At 75.2% G+C, this 14,646-nt stretch carries 13 protein-coding genes and 1 riboswitch; of the genes, 11 read left to right on the top strand and 2 right to left on the bottom strand.

All coding sequences use genetic code 11. The features are described 5' to 3' along the window. Window positions 1-41 precede the first annotated feature (41 nt). From KSK32_RS07530 to KSK32_RS07515, 4 genes are read left to right on the top strand one after another with little or no spacing between them, the layout of a single operon-like run. Window positions 42-647: a class I SAM-dependent methyltransferase gene (locus KSK32_RS07530; protein WP_216929820.1), complete on the top strand. Its 606-nt coding sequence runs from the start codon at window positions 42-44 to the stop codon at window positions 645-647. Between the two features lie 41 nt (window positions 648-688). Beyond that, window positions 689-2,368, top strand: coding sequence for an ABC-F family ATP-binding cassette domain-containing protein (locus KSK32_RS07525; protein WP_216929818.1), 1,680 nt, complete (start codon window positions 689-691; stop codon window positions 2,366-2,368). Next, window positions 2,365-3,171: a nucleotidyltransferase family protein gene (locus tag KSK32_RS07520; protein ID WP_216929816.1), complete on the top strand. Its 807-nt coding sequence runs from the start codon at window positions 2,365-2,367 to the stop codon at window positions 3,169-3,171. Before KSK32_RS07525 ends, KSK32_RS07520 begins: the two co-directional genes overlap by 4 nt. Window positions 3,172-3,192: 21 nt before the next feature. Further along, window positions 3,193-4,155 carry an aldo/keto reductase gene (locus KSK32_RS07515; RefSeq protein ID WP_216929815.1) on the top strand — a complete coding sequence of 321 codons (963 nt, stop codon included), beginning with the start codon at window positions 3,193-3,195 and terminating at the stop codon, window positions 4,153-4,155. A gap of 765 nt (window positions 4,156-4,920) precedes the next feature. Here the strand turns inward: KSK32_RS07515 and KSK32_RS07510 are convergent. Beyond that, window positions 4,921-5,832 carry a DUF559 domain-containing protein gene (locus KSK32_RS07510; RefSeq protein WP_216929813.1) on the bottom strand — a complete coding sequence of 304 codons (912 nt, stop codon included), beginning with the start codon at window positions 5,830-5,832 and terminating at the stop codon, window positions 4,921-4,923. Between the two features lie 118 nt (window positions 5,833-5,950). Continuing rightward, window positions 5,951-6,062: riboswitch (TPP riboswitch) on the top strand. Between KSK32_RS07510 and thiE the strand changes: the two genes are divergently transcribed. The 7 genes from thiE to thiC all read left to right on the top strand — a co-directional run bounded on the left by thiE (window position 6,057) and on the right by thiC (window position 11,986). After that, window positions 6,057-6,683 carry a thiamine phosphate synthase gene (gene thiE / locus KSK32_RS07505; RefSeq protein ID WP_216929811.1) on the top strand — a complete coding sequence of 209 codons (627 nt, stop codon included), beginning with the start codon at window positions 6,057-6,059 and terminating at the stop codon, window positions 6,681-6,683. It overlaps the preceding riboswitch by 6 nt. Next, entirely contained in the window at window positions 6,677-7,807 is a 1,131-nt protein-coding gene (gene thiO / locus KSK32_RS07500; RefSeq protein ID WP_216929809.1) for a glycine oxidase ThiO, read from the top strand. The genes thiE and thiO overlap by 7 nt, the downstream gene beginning before the upstream one ends. Then, window positions 7,798-7,998, top strand: coding sequence for a sulfur carrier protein ThiS (gene thiS / locus KSK32_RS07495; protein WP_216929807.1), 201 nt, complete (start codon window positions 7,798-7,800; stop codon window positions 7,996-7,998). The genes thiO and thiS overlap by 10 nt, the downstream gene beginning before the upstream one ends. Further along, window positions 7,995-8,777: a thiazole synthase gene (locus KSK32_RS07490; protein WP_216927972.1), complete on the top strand. Its 783-nt coding sequence runs from the start codon at window positions 7,995-7,997 to the stop codon at window positions 8,775-8,777. Before thiS ends, KSK32_RS07490 begins: the two co-directional genes overlap by 4 nt. A gap of 65 nt (window positions 8,778-8,842) precedes the next feature. Continuing rightward, window positions 8,843-9,508: a thiamine phosphate synthase gene (locus KSK32_RS07485; protein ID WP_216935881.1), complete on the top strand. Its 666-nt coding sequence runs from the start codon at window positions 8,843-8,845 to the stop codon at window positions 9,506-9,508. Window positions 9,509-9,587: 79 nt separating this feature from the next. Further along, the gene (thiD, locus tag KSK32_RS07480; RefSeq protein WP_216929805.1) at window positions 9,588-10,376 is read left to right on the top strand and encodes a bifunctional hydroxymethylpyrimidine kinase/phosphomethylpyrimidine kinase; all 789 of its coding nucleotides are present in this window, start codon (window positions 9,588-9,590) and stop codon (window positions 10,374-10,376) included. Window positions 10,377-10,393: 17 nt separating this feature from the next. Beyond that, window positions 10,394-11,986 carry a phosphomethylpyrimidine synthase ThiC gene (gene thiC / locus KSK32_RS07475; protein WP_216929803.1) on the top strand — a complete coding sequence of 531 codons (1,593 nt, stop codon included), beginning with the start codon at window positions 10,394-10,396 and terminating at the stop codon, window positions 11,984-11,986. 47 nt (window positions 11,987-12,033) lie between these two features. Here the strand turns inward: thiC and KSK32_RS34350 are convergent, their stop codons facing one another. After that, window positions 12,034-14,601, bottom strand: coding sequence for a hypothetical protein (locus KSK32_RS34350; protein WP_216929801.1), 2,568 nt, complete (start codon window positions 14,599-14,601; stop codon window positions 12,034-12,036). Window positions 14,602-14,646: the final 45 nt, after the last annotated feature.

The following is a 14,646-nucleotide window of genomic DNA, read 5'->3' as shown; positions in this document are numbered from 1 at the left end:
CCGTCGCCGGAACCGCTCCGGCCCGGTGCGAGAATGCCTGCGTGACCGGCGACCACTACTTCACCGCTGAGCCCTCGACCCCGGCCCGCCCGCGCGAGGTCGAGTTCACAGTCGCCGGACGCGACTACACGCTCGCCTCGGCCGGCGGCGTCTTCTCCGCCGACCGGCTCGACCCGGGCACCGCCGTGCTGCTGCGCAAGGCCGAACTGCCGGCCGCCGACGTCACCGGCGCGCTGCTCGACATCGGTTGCGGCTTCGGCCCGATCACCTGCGTCCTGGCCGCCGTCGCGCCGGAGGCCACCGTCTGGGCGGTGGACGTCAACGAGCGTGCCCGCGCCCTCACCACCGCCAACGCGGCCCGGGTCGGCGCCGCCGGCCGGGTACGCGCCGTCGCACCCGACGAACTGCCGGACGACGTCACCTTCACCCAGATCTGGTCCAACCCGCCGATCCACATCGGCAAGGGGGAACTGCACGGCCTGCTGCTGCGCTGGCTGCCCCGGCTCGCCCCGGACGGCGTGGCCTGGCTGGTCGTCGCCCGGCACCTCGGCGGCGACTCGCTGCACCGCTGGCTGGTCGAGCAGGGCTGGTCCGTCGAGCGGCACGCCAGCCAGAAGGGCTACCGGGTGCTGCGGGTCACCCGGTAATCCGGTGTCGTCCACCGACCCGGCTCGGGCAGGATGCCCGCGTGGGATACGTGGACGTGGCAGGGGTCGGGCACATCCTCCCGGACGGACGTGAGCTGTTCGGCGACGTGTCGTTCCGGGTCGGCGAGGGCGCGAAGGTGGCGCTGGTCGGCCCGAACGGCGCCGGCAAGACCACGCTGCTGCGAATGGTCGCCGGCGACCTGCCGGTGAAGACCGGCGCGATCGCCCGCTCCGGTGGGCTGGGCGTGATGCGGCAGTTCATCGGCATGATCGGCGACGAGTCCACACTCGCCGACCTGGCCCTGTCGCTCGCCCCACCGGCGCTGCGCGACGCCGGGCTGCGGCTCGCCGAGACCGAGGCGGCCATGCGGGCGGCCGAGGTCCGCGGCAAGTACAGCTCCGCCGCCGCCAAGGCCCAGCTCGCGTACGCGGACGCGCTCGCCGCCTGGGGTGAGACCGGCGGGTACGACGCCGAAGTCCTGTTCGACACCGTCGCCACCATCGTGCTGGACCTGCCCTGGGACAGCGCCCGGGACCGGCCGGTGCGCACGCTGTCCGGCGGCCAGCAGAAGCGCTTCGCGCTGGAGTTGCTGCTGCGCGGCCCGGACGAGGTGCTGCTGCTCGACGAGCCGGACAACTTCCTCGACGTACCCGGCAAACGCTGGCTGGAGGCGCGCCTGCGCGAGTCGGGCAAGTCCGTGCTCTACGTCTCGCACGACCGGGAACTGCTGGCCCAGACCGCCGACCGGGTGGTGGCCGTCGAGGGCGGCAGCGCCTGGGTGCACCCGGGCGGCTTCGCGAGCTGGCACGACGCCCGGGTGGCCCGGCACGCCCGCCTCGACGAGCTGCGCAAACGCTGGGACGAGGAGCACCAGAAGCTGCGCGAGCTGATGCTGATGTACAAGCAGAAGGCCGCGTACAACGACGGGATGGCCTCCCGCTACCAGGCCGCGCAGACCCGGTTGCGCAAGTTCGAGGAGGCCGGGCCGCCGCCCGTACCCCCGAAGGACCAGGACATCCGGATGCGCCTGACCGGCGGGCGGACCGGCAAGCGCGCGGTGATCGCCGAGCAGTTGGAGCTGGACGGCCTGACGTACCCGTTCGACCTGGAACTCTGGTACGGCGACCGGGTCGCGGTGCTCGGCGCGAACGGCACCGGCAAGTCGCACTTCCTGCGCCTGCTGGCCTGCGGCGGCACCGACCCGGAACCGGGAAACACGCCTGTGGACGGCGCCGCCGCGCTCGCACCGGTCGCCCACGGCGGCGCGGTCCGGCTCGGCGCGCGCGTGCGGCCCGGGCACTTCTCGCAGACCCACGACCGGCCGGAGCTGATGGCGAAGACGCTGGTCGAGGTGCTGTGGCGCGGCGACGACCACCGGGCCGGCATGGACCGGCACGCCGCCATGGCGGCGCTGTCCCGGTACGAGCTGGCCGGCCAGGGCGACCAGCGGTTCGGCACGCTCTCCGGCGGGCAGCAGGCGCGGTTCCTGGTGCTGCTGCTGGAGCTGTCCGGGGCGACGCTGCTGCTGCTGGACGAGCCCACCGACAACCTCGACCTGGCCTCGGCCGAGGCCCTGGAGGCCGGGCTGACCGCGTTCGACGGGACGGTGGTCGCGGTGACACACGACCGGTGGTTCACCCGTACCTTCGACCGGTTCGTGCTGTTCCGGGGCGACGGCGACGTGGTGGAGACGCCGGAGCCGGTCTGGGACGTGGGGTGATCGACCAGGACCTGGCCGACCGGCTGTGCGCGGTGGACGGCGTGGTAGCGGTGGCGCTCGGCGGCAGCCGCGCCCGCGGCGACCACCGGCCCGACTCCGACTGGGACCTGGGCCTCTACTACCGGGGTACGCCCGACCTCGCCGGGCTGCGCGTGGTGGCCGCCTCGATCGCCGACGGGCCGGTGGACCTCACCGCCCCCGGTGGCTGGGGGCCGTGGGTCGACGGGGGCGGCTGGCTGCGCGTCGGCGGCGTGGCGGTGGACTGGATCTACCGCGACCTGGACCGGGTGCACCGGGTCTGGGCGGACTGCCGGGCCGGCCGCTACACGGTCGAGGTGCAGGCCGGTCATCCGCTCGGCTTCTACTCGCACGCGTACGCCGGGGAGGTGGCGCTCGGACGGGTGCTCGGCGACCCGACCGGCGAGCTGACGGCGCTGCGGGCCGAGACCGTCGACTATCCGCCCGCGCTCGGCGCCGCGCTGGTGGCCGGTGGCTGGGAGGCCGGGCTGCTGCTCGACGGCGCGGCCAAGGGCGCGGCCGGAGGTGACTCCGGCTACGTGGCCGGCTGCCTGTTCCGGGTGGTCGGGGTGCTGGTCCACGCGCTGCACGGGCGGACCGGACGGTGGCTGGTGAACGAGAAGGGCATGATCGCCTCCGCCGGGCGCCTGCCGGGTGCGCCGCCGGACTTCGCCGAGCGGGCGCAGGCGCTGCTGGGCGCGGTGGGGCGTACCCCTGCGGAACTGGCGGCGACGATCGGCGACGCCCGGGTGCTGGCCGCCGAGGTGCTCCCGCTCTTCGGGTGACACCCGGGGAGCGGGCATAGGGTGGATCTCGTGAGTGAGATGACTTATCGCCGGCTGGGCGACTCCGGGCTCGTGGTGTCAGTGGTCGGCATCGGCTGCAACAACTTCGGCCGCAAACTCGACCTCGACGGGACCCGGGCGGTGGTGGACGCCGCGCTCGACGCCGGGATCAACTTCTTCGACACCGCCGACATCTACGGTGAGCCGCAGGGCGCTTCCGAGGAAGTGCTCGGCCAGGCGCTCAAGGGCCGACGCGACGACGTGGTGGTGGCCACCAAGTTCGGCATGGACATGCACGGCGCGAACGGGCCGGACCACGGCGCCCGGGGCGCCCGCCGCTACATCGCCCGTGCGGTCGAGGCGTCGCTGCGCCGGCTCGGCACCGACCACATCGACCTGTACCAGATGCACGAGCCCGACCCGGGCACCCCGATCGACGAGACGCTCGCCGCGCTGGACGACCTGGTGACCGCCGGCAAGGTGCGCTACCTGGGCAACTCCAACTTCGCCGGGTGGCAGATCGCCGACGCCGACTGGACCGCGTCCTCGCAGGGGCGTACCCGGTTCATCTCCGCGCAGAACCACTACTCGCTGGTGGAGCGCGGGGTGGAGGACGAGGTGATCCCGGCCTGCGAGCGGTTCGGCCTCGGGATGCTGCCGTTCTTCCCGCTCGCCAACGGGCTGCTCACCGGCAAGTACAAGCGGGGCGAGGCGCCCCCGGCGGGCAGCCGCCTGGCCGGTGGCGGCCGGTACGCCGAGCGGCTGGCCGCCGCGCGCTGGGACGTCATCGAGGCCATCGAGGCGTACGCGGCCGAGCGCGGGATCAGCATGCTCCAGGTGGCCATCGGCGGTCTCGCGGCCCGTCCCGCCGTGACGTCGGTGATCGCCGGCGCGACCACTCCCGAGCAGGTGAAGGCCAACGCCGAAGCCGGCACCTGGCAGCCCACCGACGAGGACCTGGACGCCCTGGACGCCATCCTCTGACGACCCTGCCGGGCACCGGCGCGCCCGCCCGCGCGTCGGGCCCGTGCTCGTTCGGCCCGCCCGCGTGTGCGGTCCGTCCGCGTGTGCGGTCCGCCCGTGCGTCGCAGGGGCGCCCGCTCGTGGGCGTGCGAGCGTCGTGGCTTGCCCCGCGCGGCGGGCGTGCGCCCACCGGGGCCCGCCCGCGCGTCGGGCCCGCGCTCGTTCGGCCCGTCCGCGCGTTCGGCCCGTCCGCGCGTTCGGCCCGTCCGCGCGTTGGGTCCGTCCGCGTGTGCGGTCCGCCCGCGCGTTCGGCTCGTCCGCGCGTTGGGTCCGTCCGCGTGTGCGGTCCGCCCGCGCGTTCGGCTCGTCCGCGCGTTGGGTCCGTCCGCGTGTGCGGTCCGCCCGCTCGTGGGCGTGCGAGCGTCGTGGCTTGCCCCGCACGGCGGGCGTGCGCCCACCGGGGCCCGCCCGCGCGCGGAGGCACCCATGGCGTTCCGCTCAGAGGCAGCGCTCACGATGGGTGGAACGGTATGGGTGTCAAGAGGACCTTGAGACACCTATGGCGTTCCACTCGTCGCCAGATTCAGCCGCGAGTGGAACGCCATAGGTGTCTGCGAGCGGCCTTCTGACGCCCGTGGCGTCTCGGGCGGCCCGGCTCGGCCCGGCTCGGCCCGGCTCGGCCCGGCTCGGCCCGGCTCGGCTCGGCCAGGCACCGGGTGGCGGTTGGCCGGGCCGGGGCGCGGCGGGGCGGGACTCGGGGCTGGACTGTGGGCTGCGGGCTGCGGATCAGTGGTCTGCCGCGGTGGCGCGACGTTCTGCCAGGGCCTGGCGGACCAGGGCGACTGTGGCGTCCGGCCGGCGTAGCACGTCGTCGGCCGTGAACCGCAGCACGACCCAGCCGGCCGCGCGCAGCGCGTTCAGGCGCGCCACGTCCCGCCGGAAGTGAGCCCGTTCCCGGTGGTGGTCGCCGTCGTACTCGACCGCGAGGCGGAGTGCCGGCCAGGCCAGATCCACCCGGGCCACGAAGCGCCCGCCGGCGTGCACTTCGTACTGAGCGGTGAGCGGGCCGAGGCCGGCGTCGAGGAGGAGCAGCCGTAGCCGCGTCTCCATCGGGGACTCGCTCAACGGCTCGGCCAGCGCCAGCACCTCGCGCAACAGTGGAGCGCCCGGCCAGCCCGGGCGGTCGGCGGCGTAGGCCCGCAGGACGGGCAGCTGCACGATCCGGCGACGCAGCAGCGCGTCGACGGCGACCAACGCCTCGCCGAGTGAGCCCTGTCGACCCAGGTCGAAAGCGGTACGCAGCGGGGTGGTGACCGGCAGCCCGCCGACGAGGGTGCGGTCCCGCTCCGGCAGCGGCGACCGGACCACCCGCAACCGTGGGTGCGGTCGCAGTCGAGCGGCGGTCGGCAGCAGCACTGTGACCGGCGCGTCGCGGGTGAGCACGTCCGCGCCGGACAACCAGGCGGCGCTGCGTCCCGCCAGCACGGCACCCGGCGGCAGGCGCAACGCCACCGCCTCGCACCACATCCGGTGGTCGTCGGCGCGGTATCCGTCCCGGTGCACGTACACGTCCGGCAGCAGGCGGACCCACGTCGGCCCGCGCAGCATCGTCCAGGTGAGCAGTCCTTCGGAGACGGCACGGCCGCCCCGGAACGGCAGGACCACCAGGCGGCGCGGGACACGGGCGGGAACGGACATCCCGGCAGCGTGTCGTGATCAGACGGTCACCTGCTGTCCCGATCCGCCGTGTGAACGGTTCCTGGGAAAAACCTCACGCGGGCTTCCGTACGGGCGGGAGGCGTCGTACGGTAGGCCGCAAGTGACCCACGGGAGCCTGGTGCGGACCGGGCTGAGAGGGGGGCTGGGAGCCCCCGACCGTCGAACCTGATCCGGGTAATGCCGGCGCAGGGAGGAGCGTTGCCGTGCTGTCCCTGGGACGACTGCATCTCATCACCGACACCCGGCCGGGGCGTGACCCGCTCGCCGTGCTGAGTGCCACCCTGCCCGTGGCGGGCGCCGAACTCGTCGTGCAGGTGCGCGTGGAGGACGACGCCACCGACCGTGAGGCGTACGAGCTGGCGCGCCGGGTGACCGAGGCGTGCCGGCCGTACGGGGCACTGTGCCTGGTCAACGACCGGCTGCACGTGGCGCTCGCGGTGGACGCAGCCGGGGGCCACGTCGGCGCGGACGACCTGCCGGTGGCCGCCGCGCGCCGGGTGCTCGGACCGGACGCGGTGCTCGGCGCGACCGCCCGGGAGCCGGTGGGCGCCCGCGCGGCGGTGGACGCGGGCGCGAGCTACCTGGGCGTCGGCCCGTGCCACGTCACCACCACCAAGTCCGGCCTGCCGGACCCGATCGGCCCCGAGGGGGTACGCGCGGTCGCCGAGGCGGTCGGCGTGCCGGTGATCGCGATCGGCGGGGTGACCGCAGCGAGCGTGCCGGCGTTGCGGGCCGCCGGGGCGTACGGGGTGGCGGTGGTCGGCGCGCTCAGCCTGGCCGCCGATCCCGCGTCCGCCACCGCCGAGCTACTGCGGGCGCTGACGTGTTAAGAGGGGGCCCTTCCTCTACCGGAGGCGTTAACAGGGGGCCCTTCCTTACCGACGTGGCGGTGGTGGGGGGCGGGCCGGTGGGGTGGGCGATCGCATGGCGGTGCGCGCAGCGCGGACTACGAGTGGTGGTGCACGACGACCGGCCCGGGTCGGGCGCCTCGTCGGTGGCCGCCGGGATGCTGTCGCCGGTCGCCGAGGCGTACTTCGGGGAACGCGATCTGACCGCGCTGCTCGTCTCCTCCGCCGCCCGCTGGCCCGGCTTCGCCGCCGAGCTGGCCGGGGCGAGCGGCGTCGACCTCGGGTACCGCACCGAGGGCACGCTCGTCGTCGGGCTCACCGCCGACGACCTGGCCGAGGCGCGGCGGCTGTGGTCGTACCAACTGGGGTTGGGACTGCCGATCACGCCGCTGCGCCCCTCGGAGCTGCGCGACCGCGAGCCGGCGCTGGCGCCGCGGGTGCGCGGCGGCGCGGTGGCCACCGGCGACCACCAGGTCGACCCGCGGCGGCTGGTCGCCGCGCTGCGCACGGCCGCGGAACGCGCCGGGGTGGAGCTGCGCCCGGCCCGCGTCGGCGCGCTGTCCGAGGTGGATGCCGGGGTCACGGTGGTCGCGGCCGGATGCGGCGCGGCGGGCCTGACCGGCCTGCCGGTCCGGCCGGTGAAGGGCCAGGTGCTGCGGCTGCGCGCGCCGGGTGGCGGTCCGCCGGGCTTCCGGCACGTGATCCGGGGGTACGCGGACAGCGAGCCGGTCTACCTGGTGCCCCGGGCCAGCGGGGAGGTCGTGGTCGGGGCGACAGTCGAGGAGCGCGCGGACACCGCTGTCACCGCCGGTGGCGTGCTGACGCTGCTGCGCGCCGCCGCGGAGCTGGTGCCGGAACTCGTCGAGTACGAGCTGGTGGAGGCCGTCGCCGGGCTGCGCCCCGGTACACCCGACAACGCGCCGATCATCGGGCCGCTGCCCGGTCGGCCGGGCGTGCTCGCCGCGACCGGGCACCACCGCCACGGCATCGTGCTCACCCCGGTCACCGCCGGCCTGGTCACCGAGCTGATCGTCTCCGGCGAGCCGGATCCCGCGCTCGCCCCCTTCACCCCGGACCGCTTCGGGAAGGAGCGCACGTGGAACTGATCGTCAACGGCCTCGGCCGGACGCTGCCCGAGGGCGTCACAGTGGCCGAGGTGGTCCGCACCGTCACCGACCGGGAGCGCGGGCTCGCGGTCGCGGTGAACGGCGAGGTGGTGCCGCGCGGCGGCTGGTCGGCGAGCGTGCTGCGCGACGGCGACCGCGTCGAGGTGCTCAGTGCCACCCAGGGCGGGTGAGCGGGGTGTCCACGCTGGAGATCGGCGGGGTCACGTTCGGCTCCCGGCTCATTCTGGGCACCGGCGGCGCGGCCAACCTGCACGCGCTGGAGCAGGCGATCCGCGCCTCCGGTACCGAGCTGGTGACGCTGGCGCTGCGCCGGGTGGACACCACGCCCGGCGGGTCGGGCGGACTGCTCGACCTGGTGGAGCGGTGTGGCGTACGGCTGCTGCCGAACACGGCCGGCTGCCGGACCGCGGTGGAGGCGGTGAAGACGGCGCACCTGGCCCGGGAGGCGTTCGACACCGACTGGGTGAAGCTGGAGGTGATCGGCGACGAGCGCACGCTGCTGCCCGACGGGGTGGAGCTGCTGCGCGCCGCCGAGGAGCTGGTGGCGGACGGGTTCACCGTGCTGCCGTACACCTCGGACGATCCGGTGCTGGCGCGTCGGCTGGCCGACGTGGGGTGCGCGGCGGTGATGCCGGCCGGGTCGCCGATCGGTTCCGGACTCGGCATCGGCAACCCGCACCACATCCGGCTGATCCGGCAGGCGGTCGACGTGCCGGTGGTACTCGACGCGGGCATCGGCACCGCCTCCGACGCCGCGCTGGCGATGGAGCTGGGCTGCGACGCGGTGCTGCTGGCGAGCGCCGTGACCCGGGCCGCCGAGCCGGTGGCGATGGCCACGGCGATGCGGTACGCGGTCGAGGCCGGGCGCCTGGCGTACGGCGCGGGCCGTATCGCCCGCCGCTTCCACGCCCTGGCGTCCACTCCCGACGACGGGCGGCCCGACCTGTGACCGCCGCCGGTGTCGCGGCCGATCCTGGTACGGAAGCCCCCCTGGAGGGGCAGCCGCGTACCAAGATCTACGCCGGCCCGACCGGGGTCGTCGTGTTGACCGATCGACGTGCCGTCCGGGGGTCGCTCGTCGATGTGGTCGCGGGTGCCGTCGGTGGGGGAGTGCGGTGGGTGGTGCTGCGGGAGAAGGACCTGCCCCGCCCCGAGCGCCTCGCGCTCGCCGTCGACCTGCGCGCGATCCTCGCCGAGGTGGGCGGCACGCTGATCGTCGCCGGACCCGATCCGCTCGACGGGGACGCGGTGCACCTGCCCGCCGCCGGCCCGTACCCGCCGCCCGCCGTCGGACTGGTCGGCCGCTCCTGCCACGACACCGCCGAGCTGGCCCGGCTCACCACCGAGCACTACGCGACGCTGTCCCCGGTCTACGAGACAAGGACGAAACCCGGCTACGGCCCGGCGCTACGACCGGCCGGACTCGCCGCGCTGGTGAAAGCCAGCCCGGTCCCGGTGCTCGCACTCGGCGGCATCGAAACCCCGACCCAGGTCCACGCTTGTGTAGAGGCAGGCGCCAGAGGAGTGGCAGTCCTGGGCGCCGTCATGCGCGCCCACGACCCGCGAGAAACCGCCACCACGCTGGGCAGCGCCTTCCAGGAGGCGGCCACCCGTGTGGCGCGCACCCACCCTGCGCGATCCGACGCAGGCCCGCACGAGAAGGGCTGCGGCCGACCGTGACCACGGAGGGATCAAGCCTGACCGCCCGGAGTGGGCACGGTCGGCCGCAGCCCTCAACCGCAACCACTGGAGAAGCGCAGTGACGCCGAGAACAGTCCTCACGATCGCCGGCTCCGACTCCGGAGCAGGGGCGGGCATCCAGGCCGACCTCAAGACGTTCGCCGCGCTCGGGGCGTACGGCACGAGCGTGCTCACCGCCGTCACCGCGCAGAGCACCAGGGGCGTCGACGCGGTCCTGCCGCTGCCCCCGCAGACCGTGCGCGACCAGATGGACAGCGTGCTCGGCGACTTCGACGTCCGGGCCGTGAAGAGCGGGATGCTCGGCACCCCGGCGGTCGCCGACGCGGTGGCCGAGGCAGCCCGGGCCGGGCGGCTGCCGCACCTGGTCGTCGACCCGGTGCTGGTCGCCACGAGCGGGCACCGGCTCGGCGTGGTGGAGGCGGTCGAGCGGCTGCTGCCGTACGCGGAGGTGGCGACGCCCAACTGCGCGGAGGCCGCGGCCCTCACCGGAGGCCCGGTGGGCACCGTCGAGGAGATGGTGGCGGCGGCGGAGGCGCTGGCGGCGCGCGGTCCGGTGTTCGTGGTGGTGACCGGCGGCGACGTGGACGCCGACGGCGAGTCGGTGGACGTGCTCGCCGGCGGCGGGACCACGCGGCTGCTGCGCGCGCCCCGGGTGGACACCCGGCACAACCACGGCACCGGCTGTTCGTTCTCGGCCGCCGTCGCGGTCCGGCTCGCCGCGGGCGACGCGGTGCCGGTCGCGGTGGCGGCCGCCAAGGAGTACGTCACCCGCGCGCTGACCGGCGCGCGGGGCTGGGAGCTGGGCGCGGGACGCGGCCCGCTGGACCACTTCGGCTGGTCCGCATGAGCGACAGGGAGGCTGTCATGCAGGCACGTCGCAAGGTGTACGTGGAAGGGGCACGCCCGGACATCCGGGTGCCGTTCGCCGAGGTGACGCTGACCGGGGACAACCCGCCGGTACGGCTCTACGACACCTCCGGCCCCGGCTCCGACCCGGAGGTGGGGCTGCCCGCGCTGCGCGGGGCGTGGATCGCCGAGCGCGGGGACGTGGCCCCGGTGCGCGGCGCCGGTACGCCGCTGGCGGGCGTGGACGGCAAGCGGCCGACGCAGCTCGCGTACGCCCGGGCCGGGATCGTCACGCCGGAGATGGAGTTCGTGGCGATCCGGGAGTCGGTGACGCCGGAGTTCGTGCGGGACGAGATCGCGGCCGGGCGGGCGGTGCTGCCGCTCAACGTCAACCACCCGGAGTGCGAGCCGGCGATCATCGGCAAGGCGTTCCTGGTGAAGGTCAACGCGAACATCGGCACCTCGGCTGTCACCTCGTCGGTGGCCGAGGAGGTGGAGAAGCTGACCTGGGCGACCCGGTGGGGCGCGGACACGGTGATGGACCTGTCCACCGGCAAGCGCATCCACGAGACCCGCGAGGCGATCGTGCGGAACGCGCCGGTGCCGATCGGCACGGTGCCGATCTACCAGGCGCTGGAGAAGGTCGGCGGCGACCCGGTGAAGCTGAGCTGGGAGGTGTTCCGCGAGACGGTGATCGAGCAGGCGGAGCAGGGCGTCGACTACATGACCGTGCACGCCGGGGTGCTGCTGCCGTACGTGCCGCTGGCGGTGGACCGGGTGACCGGGATCGTCTCCCGGGGCGGCTCGATCATGGCGGCCTGGTGCCTGGCGCACCACGAGGAGAACTTCCTCTACACGAACTTCCGGGAGCTGTGTTCGCTGCTCGCGAAGTACGACGTCACGTTCTCCCTCGGTGACGGGCTGCGCCCCGGTTCCATCGCGGACGCCAACGACGAGGCGCAGTTCGCCGAGCTGCGCACGCTCGGTGAGCTGACGACTGTCGCCTGGGAGTACGACGTCCAGGTGATGATCGAGGGCCCCGGGCACGTGCCGATGCACAAGATCAAGGAGAACGTGGACCTCCAGCAGGAGTGGTGTCACGAGGCGCCGTTCTACACGCTCGGGCCGCTGACCACCGACGTCGCGCCCGCGTACGACCACATCACCTCCGCGATCGGCGCGGCGATGATCGGCATGTTCGGCACCGCGATGCTTTGCTACGTCACCCCGAAGGAGCATCTCGGGCTGCCGGACCGCGACGACGTGAAGGCGGGCGTGATCGCGTACAAGATCGCCGCGCACGCGGCCGACCTGGCCAAGGGGCACCCCGGCGCGCAGGCGTGGGACGACGCGCTCTCCAAGGCCCGGTTCGAGTTCCGGTGGGAGGACCAGTTCAACCTGGCGCTCGACCCGGAGACCGCGCGGGCGTACCACGACGCGACGCTGCCCGCCGAGCCGGCGAAGACCGCGCACTTCTGTTCGATGTGCGGGCCGAAGTTCTGCTCCATGAAGATCACGCAGGAGCTGAAGGACTACGCGGCGCGGGGCATGCAAGGCAAGTCGGAGGAGTTCGTCGCCTCCGGGTCACGGGTCTACCTGCCGCTGGCGTGAGCGAGGCCGGGGCGGGCCGTTTCGATCCGGTCCGTCCCGGCCGTCGTTCAGTCGCGGTGGTGCCGCCCGGTCCGCAGCGAGCGGGCGTCGTCGGCGTTGTCGTCCGAGGCGAGACCGGCGACCCAGTCCACGTACTCGTCGTCGGCAGCGGTGGTCGGCTCGGCCGGACGCTCGGCCGGCTCCGGCTCGTCTTTGGCGCGGCTGCGCCGGAACAGGCCGCGCCGGGCCTTCGGCTTCCCGGCGGTCGCGTCGACGTCGTCCGGGTCGGCGTGCCGCCCGCGCCGGGAGTCCGTCTCCGTCTCCGCCGCGGCGGCCTCCGGCAGCGCCGTACCGGCCTCGGCCGGTACGGCCGTCCCCGGCTCCGGCCGGGCGACCGGCCTCCCCGCCTCGGGCCGGGACAGCGGCCCGGCGGGACGCGCGTTCGTGGCGAGCGCGTCCCAGCCGGTGCTCGCGCCCGGCTCGGGCAGTCCCCGGTGACGGGGGCGCGGCGCCGGCTCGGCCGGGGTGGTCGCCTCCGCGCCGTCCCGCGCCGGTGCGTCCGGTTCGGTGGCGCGGTACGGGCGGGCCGCCGGGGTGATCGGCCAGGCCGGGCGTACCTCGCCGGGCGCGCCGGTGACGTCCTCGAACATCGGGAACCGGGGCCGGGACGACGGGGCCGGCGCCGGGTCGTCGAAGAAGAAACTGCGTCCGGTACGCCCGGCCGGTGCGGCATCCCCGCTGGGGGAGGCGGTCTCGGGAGCCGGCGGTGTGCCGGGGTCCGGTGCCGAGGCGGCGCCCGCGTCGTCCCGGGCCGGGTTCGTGACCTGGGGGATCGGTGCGGTGTCAGCGGTGTCCGGAGCGGGCCGGGTCCGCGCGCTCGGTGCCGCCGGTGCGGTGTCGGCCGCACCGGACTCGGGGACGGCCGGGCCGCCGGCGCGCGGCCCGGCCTTCGGGGTGCGGGGACGCCGGGAGCGGGTGGTACGGCCCGTCGCGCCGGTGTCTCCGGTGGCTTCGGCCGGTGGCGCGGCGGCGGTGCCGCTGTCCGCGTCGGCCGGTCCGGCGAGGGCGCTGCTGTCGGTACGCGGGCCGGGAACGTGGTTCTCGGTCGTGCCGCCGGTGACCGGCGGCACGTCCGTCGAGGCGGTGCCCGCACCGGCGCTCGGGGAGGTGGCGTCCGCGGTGCGGGGAGCAGTGGTCTCGTCGGCGGATGACGTCGATCCGTCGGTCGTCCCGCTGGACCGGCCGGAGCGGGTACGGCGCGGCCGGGTCACCCGTGGCGTGGTCGTCGCCGCTTCCTGAGCCGGTTCCGGTGCGGCATCGCCGGTCCCGGAGGCTGCGGAGCGGTCGCCGGTGGCCGAGGTGGTGGCGGCCCGGTCGGCGGTGCCAGTGCGGTCCGTGGTGGCCGCCTCGCCGGTGCTCTCCGCACGTGCCGTGCCCGTACCCGGGACCGGGCGACCGGCGGCGAGGACGTCGATGGCCGAGGTCCGGCGCCCCGGGGGCAGCAGACCCGGCATGGGCTGGCCGTGGCTCGTGTCGACGACGGCCGGGCGGTCACCCGGCGGCTGCCCGGCGACGGCCGGCTGAGCGGCGGCGGGTGGATCGGTACCGGCCGGAGCCGTCGCCGTGGCCGAGCCGCCGGACTCCGGCCAGTTCCAGTGCGCAGGCGCGGCGGCGCCGCTGGTCACCGGAGGCTCGGGCGGGGCGGCCGGGACGCCCGGAGCGGACGAGTGCGGCAGTGGCGCGAGGATGTCGGTGGCCTCGACGGCGTCGGGGTCACCGGTGGCGGTGACCGGGCGGGGCAGCACAGTGGTGGCGGTCGAGCCGAGCGCTCCGGCGACCACGGCGATCAGCGCGCCGTAGTAGGGCGCGACCTGGTAGCGGTCGGTCGCCGAACCGGGACCGGCGGTCAGGTAGGCGAACGCGACGAGCACCGGGCCGGCCGCACCGGCCGCCCCGCCGACGAGCGGCGGCCACTCGGCCCGGCGGGCGAGCACGCCGACCACCCCGCCGGCCAGCAGCGCGAGCACTGGCAGCACCAGCATGGACAGGCGCTGCGCCGCCTCCGGATCGAGCCAGGAAGGTTCGAGGACGCCGAGCCGTACCGTGGCCATCGGGCGGCTGGAGACGATCGTGGGCGCGACCGAGAGCAGCGCCATCAGCCAGACGATCCCGGCGGTGGTCGCCACACCCCAGCCGAACGGCGGCTTGAGCTGGACGGCGATCGCGGCGCCCGCGCCGGCCACCGCGCCGAGGGCGGCGCAGATGCCGGCGGCCCAGACCGGGTCGACGGATCCGCCCAGCTCGGCCGCGCGGGCCGGTTGCATGCACAGCGGGGCGACCACCATCGCGCCCAGCGCGCTGACGCCGGCGATGGAGAGCAGTTCGGTGGTGCCGCCCTGATCGTCGTCGCGGCCGGCGAGGCGCTCGGTGAGGACGGCTCCGGCGACCGTGGCGACCGCGGCGAACCAGCCCACCCAGACGAGCTGGGCGGGCCACCGGTTGACCGAGACGTCGACGAACGCGCCGTCGAGGCGTACGACTCCGAAGCCGTACGCGATGCCCAACTGGCCGGCCCCGGCCAGCACGCTCACCCCGAGCGCCGTGAGCAGCATCCTGCCCCACGTCCGAAAGGCCATGTCGGGCACGTTACGGCCCGGTGCCCCCGATCGCCACCTTGCCGC

Source organism: Micromonospora sp. WMMB482 (genome assembly GCF_019038635.1).
GTDB lineage: Bacteria > Actinomycetota > Actinomycetes > Mycobacteriales > Micromonosporaceae > Micromonospora > Micromonospora marina.
The sequence above is the reverse complement of the archived record's forward strand: the minus strand, read 5'-3'. Positions and strand labels throughout refer to the sequence as shown.